Annotated in this window: 15 protein-coding genes; 8 read left to right on the top strand and 7 right to left on the bottom strand. The window is 69.9% G+C overall.

All coding sequences use genetic code 11. The features are described from left to right. The first annotated feature begins 3 nt into the window (after nucleotides 1-3). From zwf to ACFV2O_RS12615, 5 genes are all read left to right on the top strand, one after another. Entirely contained in the window at nucleotides 4-1,578 is a 1,575-nt protein-coding gene (zwf, locus tag ACFV2O_RS12595) for a glucose-6-phosphate dehydrogenase (RefSeq protein WP_355070781.1), read from the top strand. Further along, nucleotides 1,575-2,483, top strand: coding sequence for a glucose-6-phosphate dehydrogenase assembly protein OpcA (gene opcA, locus ACFV2O_RS12600; RefSeq protein ID WP_379251893.1), 909 nt, complete (start codon nucleotides 1,575-1,577; stop codon nucleotides 2,481-2,483). The genes zwf and opcA overlap by 4 nt, the downstream gene beginning before the upstream one ends. Then, nucleotides 2,476-3,231: a 6-phosphogluconolactonase gene (gene pgl, locus ACFV2O_RS12605; RefSeq protein ID WP_356961795.1), complete on the top strand. Its 756-nt coding sequence runs from the start codon at nucleotides 2,476-2,478 to the stop codon at nucleotides 3,229-3,231. Before opcA ends, pgl begins: the two co-directional genes overlap by 8 nt. A 116-nt stretch (nucleotides 3,232-3,347) precedes the next feature. Further along, on the top strand, nucleotides 3,348-5,666 hold the full coding sequence (locus tag ACFV2O_RS12610; RefSeq protein ID WP_379251894.1) for a transketolase C-terminal domain-containing protein: 2,319 nt from the start codon (nucleotides 3,348-3,350) through the stop codon (nucleotides 5,664-5,666). A gap of 48 nt (nucleotides 5,667-5,714) precedes the next feature. After that, nucleotides 5,715-6,194, top strand: coding sequence for a hypothetical protein (locus ACFV2O_RS12615; protein WP_355070773.1), 480 nt, complete (start codon nucleotides 5,715-5,717; stop codon nucleotides 6,192-6,194). A 9-nt stretch (nucleotides 6,195-6,203) separates the two neighbouring features. Here ACFV2O_RS12615 and ACFV2O_RS12620 read toward each other — a convergent pair whose 3' ends face one another. Together ACFV2O_RS12620 and ACFV2O_RS12625 are read right to left on the bottom strand one after the other, a co-directional pair. Continuing rightward, entirely contained in the window at nucleotides 6,204-6,806 is a 603-nt protein-coding gene (locus tag ACFV2O_RS12620; protein ID WP_355070771.1) for a hypothetical protein, read from the bottom strand. A 61-nt stretch (nucleotides 6,807-6,867) separates the two neighbouring features. Beyond that, a complete protein-coding gene (locus ACFV2O_RS12625) occupies nucleotides 6,868-7,857 on the bottom strand; it encodes an alpha/beta hydrolase (RefSeq protein WP_356961792.1) in 990 nt (329 codons plus the stop codon). 54 nt (nucleotides 7,858-7,911) lie between these two features. Between ACFV2O_RS12625 and ACFV2O_RS12630 the strand changes: the two genes are divergently transcribed. Then, the gene (locus ACFV2O_RS12630) at nucleotides 7,912-8,766 is read left to right on the top strand and encodes an SDR family NAD(P)-dependent oxidoreductase (RefSeq protein WP_379251895.1); all 855 of its coding nucleotides are present in this window, start codon (nucleotides 7,912-7,914) and stop codon (nucleotides 8,764-8,766) included. Here the strand turns inward: ACFV2O_RS12630 and ACFV2O_RS12635 are convergent, their stop codons facing one another. Beyond that, a complete protein-coding gene (locus ACFV2O_RS12635; protein ID WP_379251896.1) occupies nucleotides 8,767-9,600 on the bottom strand; it encodes a LysR family transcriptional regulator in 834 nt (277 codons plus the stop codon). Between the two features lie 69 nt (nucleotides 9,601-9,669). Here ACFV2O_RS12635 and ACFV2O_RS12640 point away from each other — a divergent pair, with 69 nt between their 5' ends. Beyond that, nucleotides 9,670-10,803, top strand: a complete 1,134-nt coding sequence (locus ACFV2O_RS12640) for a YbfB/YjiJ family MFS transporter (protein WP_379251897.1) — start codon at nucleotides 9,670-9,672, stop codon at nucleotides 10,801-10,803. Here ACFV2O_RS12640 and secG read toward each other — a convergent pair. Genes secG through ACFV2O_RS12655 form a run of 3 tightly spaced genes read right to left on the bottom strand, consistent with a single transcriptional unit; the run spans nucleotide 10,790 to nucleotide 13,632 of the window. Next, nucleotides 10,790-11,023: a preprotein translocase subunit SecG gene (gene secG, locus ACFV2O_RS12645; RefSeq protein WP_014351691.1), complete on the bottom strand. Its 234-nt coding sequence runs from the start codon at nucleotides 11,021-11,023 to the stop codon at nucleotides 10,790-10,792. The two genes, ACFV2O_RS12640 and secG, sit on opposite strands and share 14 nt — an antisense overlap. A gap of 55 nt (nucleotides 11,024-11,078) precedes the next feature. Then, nucleotides 11,079-12,677: an MFS transporter gene (locus tag ACFV2O_RS12650; protein WP_379251898.1), complete on the bottom strand. Its 1,599-nt coding sequence runs from the start codon at nucleotides 12,675-12,677 to the stop codon at nucleotides 11,079-11,081. A gap of 10 nt (nucleotides 12,678-12,687) precedes the next feature. Then, nucleotides 12,688-13,632 carry an EamA family transporter gene (locus ACFV2O_RS12655; RefSeq protein ID WP_379251899.1) on the bottom strand — a complete coding sequence of 315 codons (945 nt, stop codon included), beginning with the start codon at nucleotides 13,630-13,632 and terminating at the stop codon, nucleotides 12,688-12,690. A 254-nt stretch (nucleotides 13,633-13,886) separates the two neighbouring features. Between ACFV2O_RS12655 and ACFV2O_RS12660 the strand changes: the two genes are divergently transcribed. Next, nucleotides 13,887-14,669 (top strand): META domain-containing protein, encoded by a 783-nt coding sequence (locus ACFV2O_RS12660; protein WP_379251900.1) that lies wholly within the window; start codon nucleotides 13,887-13,889, stop codon nucleotides 14,667-14,669. Nucleotides 14,670-14,678: 9 nt separating this feature from the next. Here ACFV2O_RS12660 and ACFV2O_RS12665 read toward each other — a convergent pair whose 3' ends face one another. Next, a complete protein-coding gene (locus tag ACFV2O_RS12665) occupies nucleotides 14,679-15,320 on the bottom strand; it encodes a DUF1579 family protein (protein ID WP_379251901.1) in 642 nt (213 codons plus the stop codon). Nucleotides 15,321-15,331 lie beyond the last annotated feature (11 nt).

Here is a 15,331-nt window from a genome sequence, read left to right on the forward strand (position 1 = left end):
TCGATGGCCGGGGCAGCACCCGCGGATCGACCGGACGCAGTCGAATGGCAGAACCCGCTGCGGGACAAACGGGACAAACGGCTTCCGCGCATCGCCGGACCGTGCAGCATGGTCATCTTCGGCGTCACCGGTGACCTGTCTCGCAAGAAGCTGATGCCGGCCATCTACGACCTGGCCAACCGGGGGCTGCTGCCCCCGGCCTTCGGCCTGGTCGGTTTCGCGCGCCGCGACTACGCGGACGAGGACTTCGCGCAGGTGGTGCTGGAAGCGGTCAAGGCGCACGCGCGTACCCCCTTCCGTCAAGAGGTCTGGGACCAGCTCCTGGAGGGCATCCGGTTCGTCCAGGGCACCTTCGACGACGACGCGGCCTTCGACCGGCTCGCCGACACCTTGACCACGCTGGACAAGGAGCGCGGCACCGGCGGCAATCACGCGTTCTATCTGTCCATCCCGCCGAACATGTTCCCGCTCGTGCTCGACCAGCTCTGCGCGCACGGCCTGGCCCAGACCACCGGGCCCGACGCTGCGCGCAAGCCCTGGCGGCGAGTGGTGATCGAGAAGCCGTTCGGGCACGACCTGAAGAGCGCGCAAGAACTCAACGCACTGGTCAACGGCGTGTTCCCCGAGGAGCGGGTCTTCCGCATCGACCATTACCTCGGCAAGGAGACGGTGCAGAACATCCTGGCGCTGCGCTTCGCCAACCAGCAGTACGAGCCGATCTGGAACGCCAACTTCGTCGACCACGTGCAGATCACCATGGCCGAGGACATCGGCCTCGGCGGACGCGCGGGCTACTACGACGGCATCGGCGCCGCGCGCGACGTGATCCAGAACCACCTGCTGCAACTGCTGGCCCTCACCGCCATGGAGGAGCCGATCAGCTTCGAGCCCAAGCAATTGCAGACCGAGAAGATCAAGGTGCTCTCGGCGACCAGGCTCATCGAACCGCTGGACGACACCACCGCGCGCGGCCAGTACACCGAAGGCTGGCAGGGCAGCGAGCACGTGGTCGGGCTGTTGGAAGAAGAAGGCTTCGACCCGAACTCGAAGACCGAGACCTATGCCGCGATCCGGCTGGAGATCGATACCCGCCGCTGGGCGGGTGTTCCGTTCTTCCTGCGCACCGGAAAGCGGCTCGGCCGCAGGGTCACCGAGATCGCGGTGATCTTCAAGCGGGCGCCGCACCTTCCGTTCGACCAGACCATGACCGAGGAACTCGGGCAGAACGCGCTGGTCATCCGGGTGCAGCCGGACGAGGGCATCACCACGCGGTTCGGCTCGAAGGTGCCGGGCTCCAGCATGGAGGTGCGCGACGTCAACATGGACTTCAGCTACGGCGAGGCGTTCACCGAATCATCGCCGGAGGCCTACGAACGCCTGATCCTCGACGTGCTGCTCGGGGAGCCGTCGCTGTTCCCGGTGAACGCGGAGGTCGAATTGTCCTGGCGCATCCTCGATCCGGTGCTCGACCACTGGGCGGGCGACGGCAGGCCGGAGCCGTACGAGGCGGGCACCTGGGGCCCGTCGTCCGCGGACGAGATGATCGCCCGCACCGGGCGGGAATGGCGGCGCCCGTGATCGTCGACATGCCCGACACCAAGACCAGCGAGGTCACCAAGCGCATCGTGCAGTTGCGCGAGAGCAACGGCGTGATCACCATGGGCCGCGTGCTCACGCTGGTGGTGTGCACGCTGGACAGCTCCGAGGCCGAGCACGCGATCGAAGCGGCGAACGAGGCCAGCCGCGAGCACCCCTGTCGCGTGGTGGTGCTCGCGCGCGGCGACCGGGAGGCCGCCACCCGGCTGGACGCGCAGATCCGGGTGGGCGGCGACGCGGGGGCGGCCGAGGTCATCGTGCTGCGGCTGCAAGGCGAACTGGTCAACCACGAGAGCAGCGTCGTCACCCCGTTCCTACTGCCGGATACTCCGGTGGTGGCTTGGTGGCCGCGCGGAGCGCCGGAGTTCCCGTCGAAGGATTCGGTGGGCCGCCTGGCGGGCCGCCGCATCACCGACGCCACGTTCGCGTCCGATCCCCAGGCGGCGATCAAGAGGCGGCTGCAGTCCTATGCCAGCGGCGACACCGATCTGGCCTGGAGCCGGATCACGTACTGGCGGGCCCTGCTGGCAGCGGCCATGGACGAGCCGCCGTTCGAGTCGGTGGATTCGGTGACGGTGTCCGGGCTGCGCGACGAGCCCGCCTTGGACATGCTGGCCGGCTGGCTGGCCGCCCGGCTGGGCTGCCCGGTACACCGGCGCACCGGCCCGCTGCGGGTGGAACTGCATCGTCCCACCGTCTCCATCGCGATCGAACGTCCGCAGACCGGCCGCACCGCGACGCTGACCCGCACCGGCGAACCGGTGCAGCGAATCGCCCTGGCGCGCCGGGAGACTCGTGACTGCCTCGCCGAGGACCTACGCAGGCTGGACGCCGACGAGACCTACGCCGAGGCGCTGGCCGGAATCGAGAAGGTGATCTATGAGTGAGCACACCGATTCGCCGTTCCCCAGCGACACCGTCGAGGTGCATCTCGACACCGAGTCGCTGGTGGCCGCCGCCGCGGCCCGCTTCGTCTCCGTCGTCGTCGCCGCCCAGGCCGAGCGCGGCTCCGCGTCGGTGGTGGTGACCGGCGGCGGGACCGGCATCGCCCTGCTCGAACAGGTGCGCAAGTCGCCCGGCGATATCGACTGGTCCCGAGTCGAGGTGTTCTGGGGCGACGAGCGTTTCGTGCCCGCGAACGACCCCGAGCGCAACGACCTGCAAGCCAGGCAGGCGCTGTTCGACCATGTGCCGGTGGATCCGGCGCGGGTGCATCCGGTGGCCGTCTCCGACGGCGAGTACCCCGACCCGGTGGAGGCCGCCGCCGAGTACTCCGCGACGGTGCACGCCCACCTAGCCGAACACGGCGCGTTCGATCTGCACCTGCTCGGCATGGGCGGCGAGGGACACGTGAATTCGCTGTTCCCGGATACCGACGCGGTGCGCGAATCCCACGAACTCGTCGTCGCCGTGACGAATTCGCCCAAGCCCCCGCCGGTTCGGGTGACATTGACCCTGCCCGCGATCCGCCGCAGCAGGCACGTCGTGCTGGTGGTCGGCGGCGCTTCGAAGGCCGAAGCGGTCGCCGCCGCCATCGGCGGCGCGGACCCGGTGGACGTGCCCGCGGCGGGAGCGACCGGTACGGACTCCACCACCTGGCTGCTCGATCAGGAGGCGGCGTCCGCGCTGCGCTGAGCGCGCTCGCTACCAACTCCTTCCTCTTGTAAATTTGCACATCGCGGCCCTAGTTTTCCGGAAGAACACCGCCGGATAACGCCGCCGAGCGGCGAAGTTTACGAGATGATCGGTCGATGACCGAGCAGGCAGTGGATCTCGACGAGCGGTTCCGCACCGCCGTCGCCGCACTCGTCGCCCGCCCCGGCCGTCCGGCGGACCAACCGATCGCACCCGGCGGCGCGATCACCGGTGCGGCGTGCCTCGAGCTGTTCGAAGCGCAGGCGACGAGCAGGCATCTCGATCTCGCGGCACGCCGCCTCGGCAGCGCCCGGCGCGGTTATTACAGCATCGGATCGTCCGGTCACGAGGGCAATGCCGCTGTGGCGGCGGCCCTGCGGGTCACCGATCCCGCCCTGCTGCACTACCGATCGGGGGCGTTCTTCGTGCATCGGGCCCGGCGCGTGCCTGGGCTCGACCCGATCCGGGACGTTCTGCTCGGGGTGGCGGCCGCGGCGGCGGACCCGATTTCCGGTGGCAGGCACAAGGTGTTCGGCAGCGCCGCGGCCAACGTCATCCCGCAGACCTCGACCATCGCCTCGCACCTTCCGCGCGCGGTTGGGCTGGCGTTCGCGATCGATCGCGCGGCCCGGCTCGGTGTCGCCGGTCCCTGGCCCGCCGACTCGGTGGTGGTGTGCAGCTTCGGTGACGCGTCGGCCAACCATTCCACCGCGGCCGGGGCGATCAATGCCGCGATCCACACCGCCGGTCAGGGAATCGCCATGCCCATCCTGTTCGTCTGCGAGGACAACGGCATCGGAATCAGTGTTCCCACGCCACCGGATTGGATCGAGCAGGCCTACGGCAGCCGCCCGGGCCTGGCCTACTTCGCCGCGGACGGCTGCGCCGCCCTCGACGCGCTGAGCACCGCGAATACGGCGGCGCGGTGGGTGCGGGACCGCCGCGCGCCCGCGTTCCTGCGGCTGCGGACCGTGCGTCTGCTCGGTCACGCGGGATCCGATGTCGAAGCCGCCTATCGCCGCCCCGCCGAGATCGCCGCCGATCTCGCCCGCGATCCGGTCGTGGCCACCGCACGGCTGCTGATCGAGTCCGGAGTGGCCACACCCGCCTGCGTGCTCGACCGCTATGCCGACATCGGCCGCCGGGTCGCCACGGCCGCCGAACTCGCCTCGGCGGAACCGAAACTCGCCTCGGCGGCGGCCGTGATCGCGCCGATCGCTCCCGCCCGCCCTGCGCTCGTGCGCGCCGACGCGCTGCGGACCGAACCCCTCCCACCCAACGAGCGCGAACACGCGGAGACCGAGGACACGATCGCGGGCCGCGGTGCGCCGCAGCGCCGCAATGGCGCCGCGCATACCGAGCCGATGACCTTGGCGCAGGCGATCAACGAAACCCTCGCAAGCCTCCTGGCGCGCGATCGCGACCTGCTCGTCTTCGGCGAGGACGTCGGCCGCAAGGGTGGCGTGTACGGCGTGACGAAGGGTCTGCAGAAGACCTTCGGCGCGCGCCGGGTGTTCGACACCCTGCTGGACGAGCAGAGCGTCCTCGGCACCGCGCTGGGCTCGGCGCTGGCCGGGTTCGTGCCGATTCCGGAGATCCAGTACCTCGCCTACCTGCACAACGCCGTCGATCAGATCCGCGGCGAAGCGGCCACGCTGTCGTTCTTCTCCGACGGCCGTTACCGGAATCCGATGGTGGTGCGGATCGCCGGATACGCCTATCAAAAGGGTTTCGGCGGCCATTTCCACAACGACAACTCGGTGGCCGCGCTACGCGACATCCCCGGCGTCGTGCTCGCCTCCCCGGCCCGGGCCGACGACGCCGCGGCGATGCTGCGCACGTGCGTATCGGCGGCCCGCGTGGACGGCAGAGTGTGCCTGTATCTCGAGCCCATCGCGCTGTATCACACCCGCGACCTGCACCGTCCCGGCGACGACGGCTGGCTGGCACACCCGGCTCCGGCCGAGCACGCCGAAATCGGCCGCGCGCGCGTCTACGGCGACGGCCCCGATCTGACCCTGGTGAGTTTCGCCAACGGCGTGCCGATGAGCCTGCGCGCGGCGCGGCGCTTGGCCCGGCACGGAATCGACGCGCGCGTGCTCGACCTGCGCTGGCTCGCTCCCCTGCCGGTGGACGATCTGCTGCGCCACGCGCGCGTGACCGGGCGGGTCCTCGTCGCGGACGAGACCCGCCGTGGTGGTGGCGTGTCGGAGGCCGTGTGCGCCGCGCTGGTCGACGCCGGTTTCACCGGCCACCTCGGGCGCGTGACCAGCGAGGACAGTTTCGTGCCACTGGGTCCGGCCGCCGCGACGGTGCTACTCGACGAGGACCGGATCGAAGCCGCGGCCCTCCGCCTGCTGAGCGACGCGACCGGCACGCGGCCTCGGCGCGCCGAGGCCCGGCATTCCCCGGAATTCGATTCGACCGGGGAATAGTGGAAATACAGTGAGGACGACGGTGACCAGCAGCGGAAAGGACTCGCGATGACCACGATGTCCATGCTCGGCGAGGTACGACCGGAGCACGAGCACACGGCCGACGGCGACCTGGTGCTCTTGCACTACTTGCGGTCGTTCCACAAGCCCGTGCTGGACGTGTGGTCGGCGGCCACCGAACGGGGCCAGCTCGGCCGCTGGCTCGGCGCCGTCTCCGGCGGCAACGGCAACCTGACCATCGAGCTGTTCGACGGTCCCGTCCCCGGCCCGGTCGCGGTGCGCGTCGACCACTGTCAGGCGCCGCACGAACTGGTCGTGCACATCGACGGTTGCCTGCTCGAAGTCCGGATGACCCAGGTCGGCGTGGTCACCACGGTGGAACTGACCCGCCGCCACGTGAGTCCCGCCGACGCGGGCGCGATCGGTCCCCGCTGGCAGTATCTGCTCGACCGGCTCACCGCCTACCTCGACTACCAGCCGCTGCCGCGGTGGTCGGACTATCCGAAACTGGCCGGGGAATACCGTTAGGCCCACGGCTCAGTAGAAGAACCCGGCGACGCCCCAGCCGGGACGGGCCTGCGCCTCCCGGATCCACTCGACGCAGGACTCGATAGCGGCGAGTACCTCGTGGTCGACCTCCTCGCGCTGCGGTGGCGTGGTGGACTCCCACTGCACGAGCGCTTCCGCGCACTGCTCCGGCGTCCATTCGCCGTAGCCGGGCAACTCGTCGGGCTGCGGCAGCGAGGGCGGCAGCGAGTGGTACATGAACGCGCGGACGCTGACCGCTTTGATGCCGAGCGTGGCCAAGCCGTCGTCGATGTGGTCCAGCCAGCGACCACGGAACGCCGAGAAGTAGCGGTTGTCCACGAACCGGCCGTAGAACTGGCAGATCGTCTGGTAGGCGTAGCCGTACTGGAAACCGTAGGCCGGGTCGAACGGGCCGCCGTCGATGACGGCGCGCACCGCCTCGTAGCGAGTGGGCGCACCGGCCGCGATCTCCTCGGCGAACCAGTCGTCGTCATGGGTGAGCTGGGCTTTGAACCGGCCGCCGATCATCCGCCGGAGCTTGTCGTCCCCGCACCCGATGGCGCCCTTGATCCGGTCCAGCTCGACGACGTAGATGCTCAGGCTATAACTCATTCACCGAACATTAGCGGTGCCCACCGACACCGAACGCCGCTGAGCCCGAACGCGTTTCGGCTCAGGCCGGAAGCCCGGCCGGATGCGCGGCCAGATGGGCGAGATGAGTGGTGAGCAACGCGTTCACCTGCTCGGTCCGCTCCAACTGGACGAGGTGGCCCGCGCCGCCTATCTCGGTCACCGCGCGCAGGTCGGTGACGTGCCCGCGCATGGTCGCCAGCGGATCGCGGCCGCTGAAACCTTCCATGTCGGGATCCCGGTCGCCGTACAGGAAATAAGCGGGCGCGGTGACTTTCGCGTCCGCGTAGTCGGCGGTGAGCTCCCAGTTGCGATCCAAGTTGCGGTACCAGTTCAGTCCGCCGGTGAATCCGGTGCGTTCGAAATCCCGTGTCAGCACGTCCAGCTCGTCCGCGCCGAGCCAGCGCCACGGCAGCGCGGGCGCCTCCGGCAGCACGTCGAGATAACCGGTGCCCTCCGCCGGGAAACGCCAGGTGTCCAGGTAGTGATAGTCGGCGCTCAGCGCGTAGTACACGCGGGCGAGGAACTCCCGGGGACGTGCGCCGAGTTCCTCGTCCGCCGGGCCGGGGGTCTGGAAGTAGTGCAGGTGCAGGAAGTGCCGGGCCGCCGCCTTGGCCCACAGCTGCGACGGAGCACGCGGCGGGCGTGGCGCGAACGGATTGTTCAGGACGATGATGCCGCGCACCCGCTCCGGCGCGCGTAACGCCAGTTCCCACACCAGCGCCGCGCCGAAGTCCAAGCCGACGAACACCGCCTGCTCGGCGCCGATGTCATCGAGCAGAGCGAGCAGATCACCGCAGACCGCGCGATTGGTGTACTCCTCCGGATCGGCCGGGACATCGGTCTGTCCGTAACCGCGCAGATCCGGCGCGATGGCGCGGTACCCGGCCGCCGCGATCGCGGGCAGCTGGCGGTGCCAGATGTACCAGGTGTGCGGGAAGCCGTGGCAGAAGACCACCGGCTGTCCTGTTCCCTGCTCGGCGACGTGCATACGGACCCCGCCGGTCGTCACGAACCGATGCGTCAGCTCCACTCGAGCCTCCAAAGCCTAGAACACGTTATCGTTTCACGGTAATGTTCCGGTTTCGTGAGCGGAATACCCGAAAGGCTCGAAGGCAAGGTCGCGGTGGTCACCGGCGCCAGCCGCGGCATAGGCAAGGGCATCGCACTGGAGCTGGGCGCCGCGGGCGCCACGGTGTTCGTCACCGGCCGCTCGGCGGCGCAGGGACGGCTACCCGGCACCGTACACGCCACGGCCGCGGAAATCGATGCCGCGGGCGGGAGCGGCATCCCGTTCGTGTGCGACCACCGCGACGACGACGCGGTGGAGCGGCTGTTCGAGTTGATCCGCGCCGAGCACGGCAGGCTGGACGTGCTGGTGAACAACGTCTACAACTCCCCCGCCGCGGCCCGCTGGCTGGGCAAGCCGTTCTGGGAGGTCCCGCCTGCGGCATGGGACGAGTCGTTCGACGTGGGCGTCCGATCCCATTACGTGGCAAGCTTTTTCGCCGCGCCCCTGTTGATCGAGTCGGGCGGGCTGATCGTCAATATCTCGTCGCCAGGCGCGCGCCGATACATGCACAACGCGGTCTACGGCGTCGCGAAATCCGCCGTGGACCGGCTCACCGCCGACATGGCGCACAACCTCGCCGGTACCGAGGTCACCGTGGTCTCGCTCTGGCCCGGCATCGTGGACACCGAACTGCTGCAACTGGTTCCGGCAGGCACCGACGGCAGGCGGCTGGTCACGCTGCCCGGCGAGGGCACCTTCGATCTCGGCGACGCGCAGACACCGCGCTTCTCCGGCCGCGCCGTCGTCGCGCTCGCCACCGACGCGGGGCGTCGCTCCCGCACCGGGTTGCCCTGGCCGGTAGCGGATCTCGCCGAGTACTACGGGTTCACCGACATCGACGGGCGCATTCATCGCGTCGACCGACCGTGATCAGAGCACCCCGAGAAAGCGCTGCACCGAGCGTGGCGGGACCGGCCTGGCGCGCCACGCCACGTACACGTGTGAGGGCGGCGCGTCGGGGATGTCCAGATAGACCACGCCGGGGTGCGGCGCCCTGGTGCGCGCCAGATCCGGCACCACGCCGATACCGCGATCGGCCGCCACCAATTCGATCCATTCGTCGAAGTTCGTACAGGCGATGACGACGCGATCCGGGTCGACCGGCTGCCAGGACGCCGCGTCGGTGGTGCCCGAGACGGTGTTGACCACCAGCGGCCGATCGGCCAGTTCCGACCAGGAAAGGCGCGGCGCACTCGCCAGCGGCGAGTGGGTGGCCACCGCGAGCACCCGCCGTTCGGTCGCGATGATCCGCGACGCCAGATGACGCGGTAGCCGGGCCTCCTTGCGATAGATGGCGATATCGACCGTCCGCTCATCGAGCGCGGCGAGCGGATCGTCCACGCGCCGTAGGGTGATCCGGCCGCCCTGTTCCTCGTAACGACGACGGGTCGCGGCGAACCAAGCGTCCGGCAGCAACCAGGAGAATCCGACGTCCAGCGTGGCGCGCGAACGCAGTTCCGCGGCGACCCCGTCGACGTCGGCGAGGATGCGGCGGGTGTGGGACAGCAATTCGGCGCCCTCGGCGGTGAGCGCGAACCGCCGGGACGTGCGCTCCACCAACCGGCAGTCGACCAAGCGCTCCAGTTGCTGGATCGTCCGGGTCAAGGCGGGCTGGCTCAGGTGCAGCCGGGTCGCGGCGCGGGTGTAGTTCGCCTCCTCGCACAATGCGAGGTAGGCCCGCAGATGCCGCAACTCGATATCCATGCGTTGAGCGTATACATCGTGCGTGGAAAGCATTTCCGCGGCGCTGCCCTGCGCTCTTACGGTCGAACCGTGACCACTGTTGCCCTCGCCGCACCCCAGCGCCGCGGCCTCGCTCCCGCGGTGGCCGCGGCATCCGGCCTGGCCGCCGCGATGGGGGTGGGGCGCTTCGTCTACACCCCCTTGCTACCGCTCATGGTCGACGCGCACCGCATCACCGCGCACGACGGCGCCTTGATCGCGACCGCGAACTACGCCGGTTATCTGCTCGGCGCGCTGCTGCTCACCTGGCGTCCGGCGCTGCACGACCGCAGGGTCTTCCTGGCGTCTGCAGCGCTGCTGATCGCGAGCGAGGCGCTGATGGCGGCGCCGGGGCCGATCCTGTTCCCCGCCGTGCTGCGCCTGGTCGCTGGCGTCGCCAGCGCGGTGATCTTCGTCGCTTGCGCCAGTTTCGCGAGCCGTCCCGGCAGCGGCAGGCAGTCGGCGGGAATAGTGTTCGGCGGCATCGGATTCGGCATCGCGTGGACCGGCCTGCTGGTGCTGGCGTTGCGGCCGGTGCTGTCCTGGCAGCTGCTGTGGCTGGTCTCCGCGGCGCTCACCGCGGTCTTGCTGATTCCCGTGTGGCGCTTGGATATTCGTCCCGGGCAGCGCGTCCCACGTGGTGCGGCACGCGGCTCGCGCGTCTGGCGCGCCCTGCTCGTCGCCTACTTCCTCGAAGGCGTCGGGTACATCGTGATCGGAACCTTCGCGGTGGCGGCGGTCAGCGCGGAACGCGGGCCGGTGGCCGGCTCGGCGATGTGGATCGTCGTCGGCGCGGCAGCCTCGGTCTCGACCGTGCTGTGGAGCGTGGCCGCCCGGCGCTGGTCTCCGGCGCTGCTGTTACCCGTCGCGTTGGCGGCGCAATGCGTATCGGCCGTGCTCCCGGCCGTGTCCGGCGCGCTCTGGGCCGCGGTGACGGCGGCGGCCGTGTTCGGCGGGACGTTCGTCGGCATCGTCATGCTCGCGATGCGGGTCGGCGCCGAGTTGACCGATGGCGCCGCGGCGCCGCTGACGGCCGGTTACGGCGCGGGCCAGATCCTCGGCCCCGTGATGGTGGCCCCTGTGCTCGGGACGAGCTATTCCGCCGCGTTCGTCATCGCCGCGGTGGTGCTCGGCGCGGCGGCGCTGACGGCAGGAGCGGTGACCGCCGGGATCAGGCGAACTTGATCTCCAGGCCGATGCCGAGGATGGCGATCAGCCAGATGAGGCCGGTGAAGATGGTGACGCGGTCGAGGTTCTTCTCCACGACAGTGGACCCGGACAGGCTGGACTGCACGCCGCCGCCGAACAGGCTGGACAGACCTCCACCCTTGGCGCGGTGCAACAGCACCAGCAGCACCAGCAGCACGCTGGTGATGATCAGGAGGATATCCAGGAACATCCGCATGCCGGACAGTGTATGCGGTCGATGCGACGGCACCGAATCAGGCACTCGGCGGGCGCTAGCGCCGGTCGACCGCGACCAGATGGGTGACCTGCTCCGCTTCGTCGGCGCGGAACTTCGCGACGGCCTCTTCCCGCAGCTGGTCCTGAGCGGTGAGCCGGACCTGGTGCTGGTGCATGTGCTCGGCCCAGGACCGCACGACGAACGCCTCGACATACCGGTCGATCACCCCGACGTCGCGATACAGGCGCCATTCCATCGCTCCGGTGCGCTGCCGGGACCGCCCGACGAAGGCCATGGCGGTGAGGAATTCCTCGACGCACCCCTCCGGGACGTCGTAACCGCGCAGGATCAGCACCGGGCCGTCGTCGGGATCGGGTTCGACAACCAGCTCGGGTTCCGGCCAGAACGCCGAAGGGGTGAGATCGAGCAACTCGGGATCGTTGCGGATGGGCAGCCACACCGTGCTCACCGCGCAGAACGCCAGCAGCCCGGCGGCCCACAGCAGCGCGGGCACCGAGCCGATCGCGCCTGCGACCACGCCCCAGACCAGCGAGCCGATCGCCTGCCCACCCATGAAGACCAGCAGATACACCGAGAGCCCTCGGGCACGCACCCAGGACGGCAGCAGCAGCTGCATGGTCGAGTTCATGGTGGACATCGCCAGCAGCCAGGCCAGGCCCGCGAACACCAGCAGCAGCAGTACCACCGGCACGACGTGTAGCAGCGCGGTGCCCGCGCTCGCCAGTCCGAACAGGATCGCGGCGGTGGTCAACCGCTGCGTGGGGGTCAGCCACGCGCGCAACCGCGACAGCGCCGCGGCGCCGAGCACCGCGCCGATGCCGAGGGCGCCGAGCATGAGGCCGTACCCGGACGACGACAGCCCGAGTTGATCCCGCGCGATCACCGGCAGCAGCGCCCACACCGCGCTGGCGGGTGCGATGAACAGGATCGAGCGCAACAGCACCCGGCGAATGGCGGGCGCCGCGCGGATGAACCGGGTACCCGCCTGCAAGGCCGCCAGCGGACGCTCGGTGGGCAGGCGCCGATCGGTCGCGGGGCGGCGCCACACCGTCAGCACCGCGACGATGCCGACGAACGACACCGCGTTCAACCCGAACACCAGCGTCGGCCCGGACAGCGACACCAGCACACCGGCCAGCGCCGGACCCACCGCCCTTCCGATATTGATGTTCATGCTGCCCAGCGCCGACGCCGCCGGGATCTGCTCGCGCGGGACCAGTTCCGGCTGGATCGCCTGCCAGGCCGGTGCGGTCAGCGCCTGACCGCAACCGAGCAGGAACAGCAAGGTGAGCAGCACCGCCGGCGTGGTGTGCCCGGTCGCGGTCGAGACCGCGAGGACCATGGCCAGCACCGCCATCGTGGATTGCGCGCCGAGCAGCAGCCTGCGCCGATCCAGCAGGTCGGCGATCACGCCGGACGGAATGGCCAGCAGCATCACCGGAAGCGTGATCGCGGTCTGCACGAACGACACCAGCGCCGCCGCATTGGGCTGGTCGACCATGATCCACTGCGCGCCGACGGTCTGCATCCAGGTGCCCAGGTTCGACACCAATTGGGCCACCCACAGCGCCCGGTAGATCGGAGAACGCAGCGGCGCCCACGTGGAAATCGGGAGCGTCGCGGCGGTCGTCACTCGCCGAAGCTTAGTCGTGGGACAGACACCGCCCCGACGTCGCATCCGGTGCCTGTGCCGCCGGTCGTGCCTGGGTCGCCGCGAGCAGCACCGCGGCGATCAACAAGGCGGCGCCCGCCAGTCCCGAGGCGGTAAGGCGTTCGCCCAGGACCACCGCCGCCAGCACCGCCCCCGTCAGCGGCTCGAGCAGGGCGAGCACCGCGGCGATCCCTGGACCGGCCGCCGCCAGCCCGCGGAAGTACAGGGTGTAGGCCACCGCGGTCGGCGCCAGCCCGAGCAAGAGCACCAGCGCGACGCTGCGAGGCGTCAGGTCGAACGCCACACCGCTGGTAGCCGCGAGCGGAGCCAGCAACAGCGCGCCTCCGGTGAACCCGAGGCCCGTGGTGGTCATCGCGTCGAGCCCCGGTACCGGCGCCGCGTTGATCACGGTGACCGTCGCGAACGCCGCCGCGGCCGTCGAGGCGAGCGCCGCACCCGCCAGTAACCCGCCCGCGCCCGCGTGGCCGGTCGGCACGCCGACCAGCAGAGCCAGTCCGCAGAGGGCGATGCCGATGGTCGCCGCCCTGCGCCGGTCCACCGCACGCCTTCCGGTGCAGTGCTCGAGCACGGCGACCACCACCGGCGACATGCCGATCGTGAGCAATGTGGCGAGGCTCACCGACGACGCCGTCACGGCGCCGAAATAGGCGCCCTGGAAAACCGCCGCGAGTCCGGCCACCGCACCGATCCGCCGCCACGCCAGGGGATCTCGCGGCCACGGCCGCCGCGTTCCCGCGAGCAGGACCACCAGCAGCAGCCCGCCGACCGCGAGGCGGCAGGTGGCGACCGCGACGGGCGACAGGCCGGTGGCCCGGTGCAACAGCGTGCCGAGTAAACCGCCGGTGCCCCAAAGGATTCCGGCGCCGACGAGATGGACCAGCCCGGAACGGCCGGCCGAGGACACAGATGAGGACATGAAAGATCGCGCTCCTGCGACAAAAGGGATAGGGTCGCGGAAGCGAGGTGCACAGCGATGCCGAGAAGCGCGCGCTCACCGATCGGTGGCGCGCTGGATACCTACACCTCGCTCAGGAGGCGGGCGGCGGGGTGATGGGGAAGCACCGGTGCACGGCACAGATGCTAGTACGAGTACGAGGCGTGGGGGCGAGTCATCGACGCCGCGACCGTCGAAATCCGGGTGCGACGGCGCATCATCGGTAGCATCGCCGCATGGTGGCACACTTGGCGCGGCTGGGACCCGTCGTCCTGCTCGCCCTCTGGGCGATCACCGGGTGCTCGAGTGGCGAACCGAAGCGAGGCGCCGACGAACCGACCCCGGCGGGCCGCACCTTCCTCTCGACCGATGTCCAGGGCACTCCGATTCCCGGGGGCGGTCCGCTGACGCTCGGTTTCACCGACAGCCGCATCGCCGCGGACGCGGGCTGCAACAAGTTCACCGGCGCGGTCTCCTTCGACGACCACGTCCTCCACGTGTCCGGCCTGGCCACCACCCTCATGGCCTGCGAGGACGATCGGCGCGGCGCCGACGAGTGGCTCAGCGGGCTGCTGAATTCCGAGCCCAGCTGGCGGCTCGAGGACACCCGGCTCACGCTGCACAGCCCCGATCGCACCGTGACTCTGCTCGACAAGAAGATCGTCCGGCCGGACAAACCGGTCAAGGGCACGCAGTGGCTGGTCACCGCGCTCATCACCGACAACAGCCAGGTCCGCTCACGCGCTCTCGACGAGGCGCAGCCGACGCTCGTCATCGCCGAGGACAACGGCGTCTCCGGCAACGCCGGATGCAACCGCATGACCGGCAGCGCCGAGGTGTCCGGCACCCGGATCACCTTCCGGATCGCCACCACGAAGATGATGTGCTCGCCGGAGGTGATGGAGGTCGAGCAGGCCGTTCTGAAAGCCCTGGACGGCAAGACCACCGCCACGGTGGACGCCGACACGCTGACCGTGCGCAACGACAACGGCGCGGGACTGGTCCTGCACGCGCAGTGAACGTGCCCGCTACTTCTTCCGCGTGAGTACCACGCGATCGGCGACCCGCTCCGCCTCGCCGGGCGGCGCGAAGTAGATCTCCATCACCACCCGATCGGCCGACTCCGGCAGGATCACCGTGCGCATAGGGATGGTCTTGCCGACGAACTGCGGCCCGAGCACACCGGGGTCGGTGAATTCCCCGGCCATGACGATATCGGTGTCGCCGCCACTGTTCTTCGCGCCCTTGTAACTCATCGTCATCGGCGTGACGCTGTCGACGGTCGTCCACTCGTAGCGGTTATCCGTCGGTGCGAATCCGAGCAGACCGAGCCGATAGTACGGCTTGTCGCCGAAGACTCCCGTCGCTTCCTCCCGCAGGAAATTGCCGCCGGTCTCGGCGATCCATACCCACCGCGAGACTATCTCGCTTCGGATCGGGTTCTCCGCCGTGCCGCCCGCGATGTAGGTCGATTTCTCGCCCTTCCACTCCCCCACGAGCTGGTTCAGCCTGCGGTGCCCGGCGTCCTGCTGCTGCACCGCTGCCGGGGTGGCCTGCGCCGCGTCTTGGTGGACGTGATCGTCATGCGAGGCGTCCCCGGAACAGCCGGCGAGGGTGGCCAGCGCGACGAGCGCGACCGGGAGTGCGGCGTACAGCTTGCGTGCTATCACGGAAGTCCTTG

This window comes from Nocardia sp. NPDC059691, assembly GCF_042733915.1.
Classification (GTDB): domain Bacteria; phylum Actinomycetota; class Actinomycetes; order Mycobacteriales; family Mycobacteriaceae; genus Nocardia; species Nocardia sichangensis.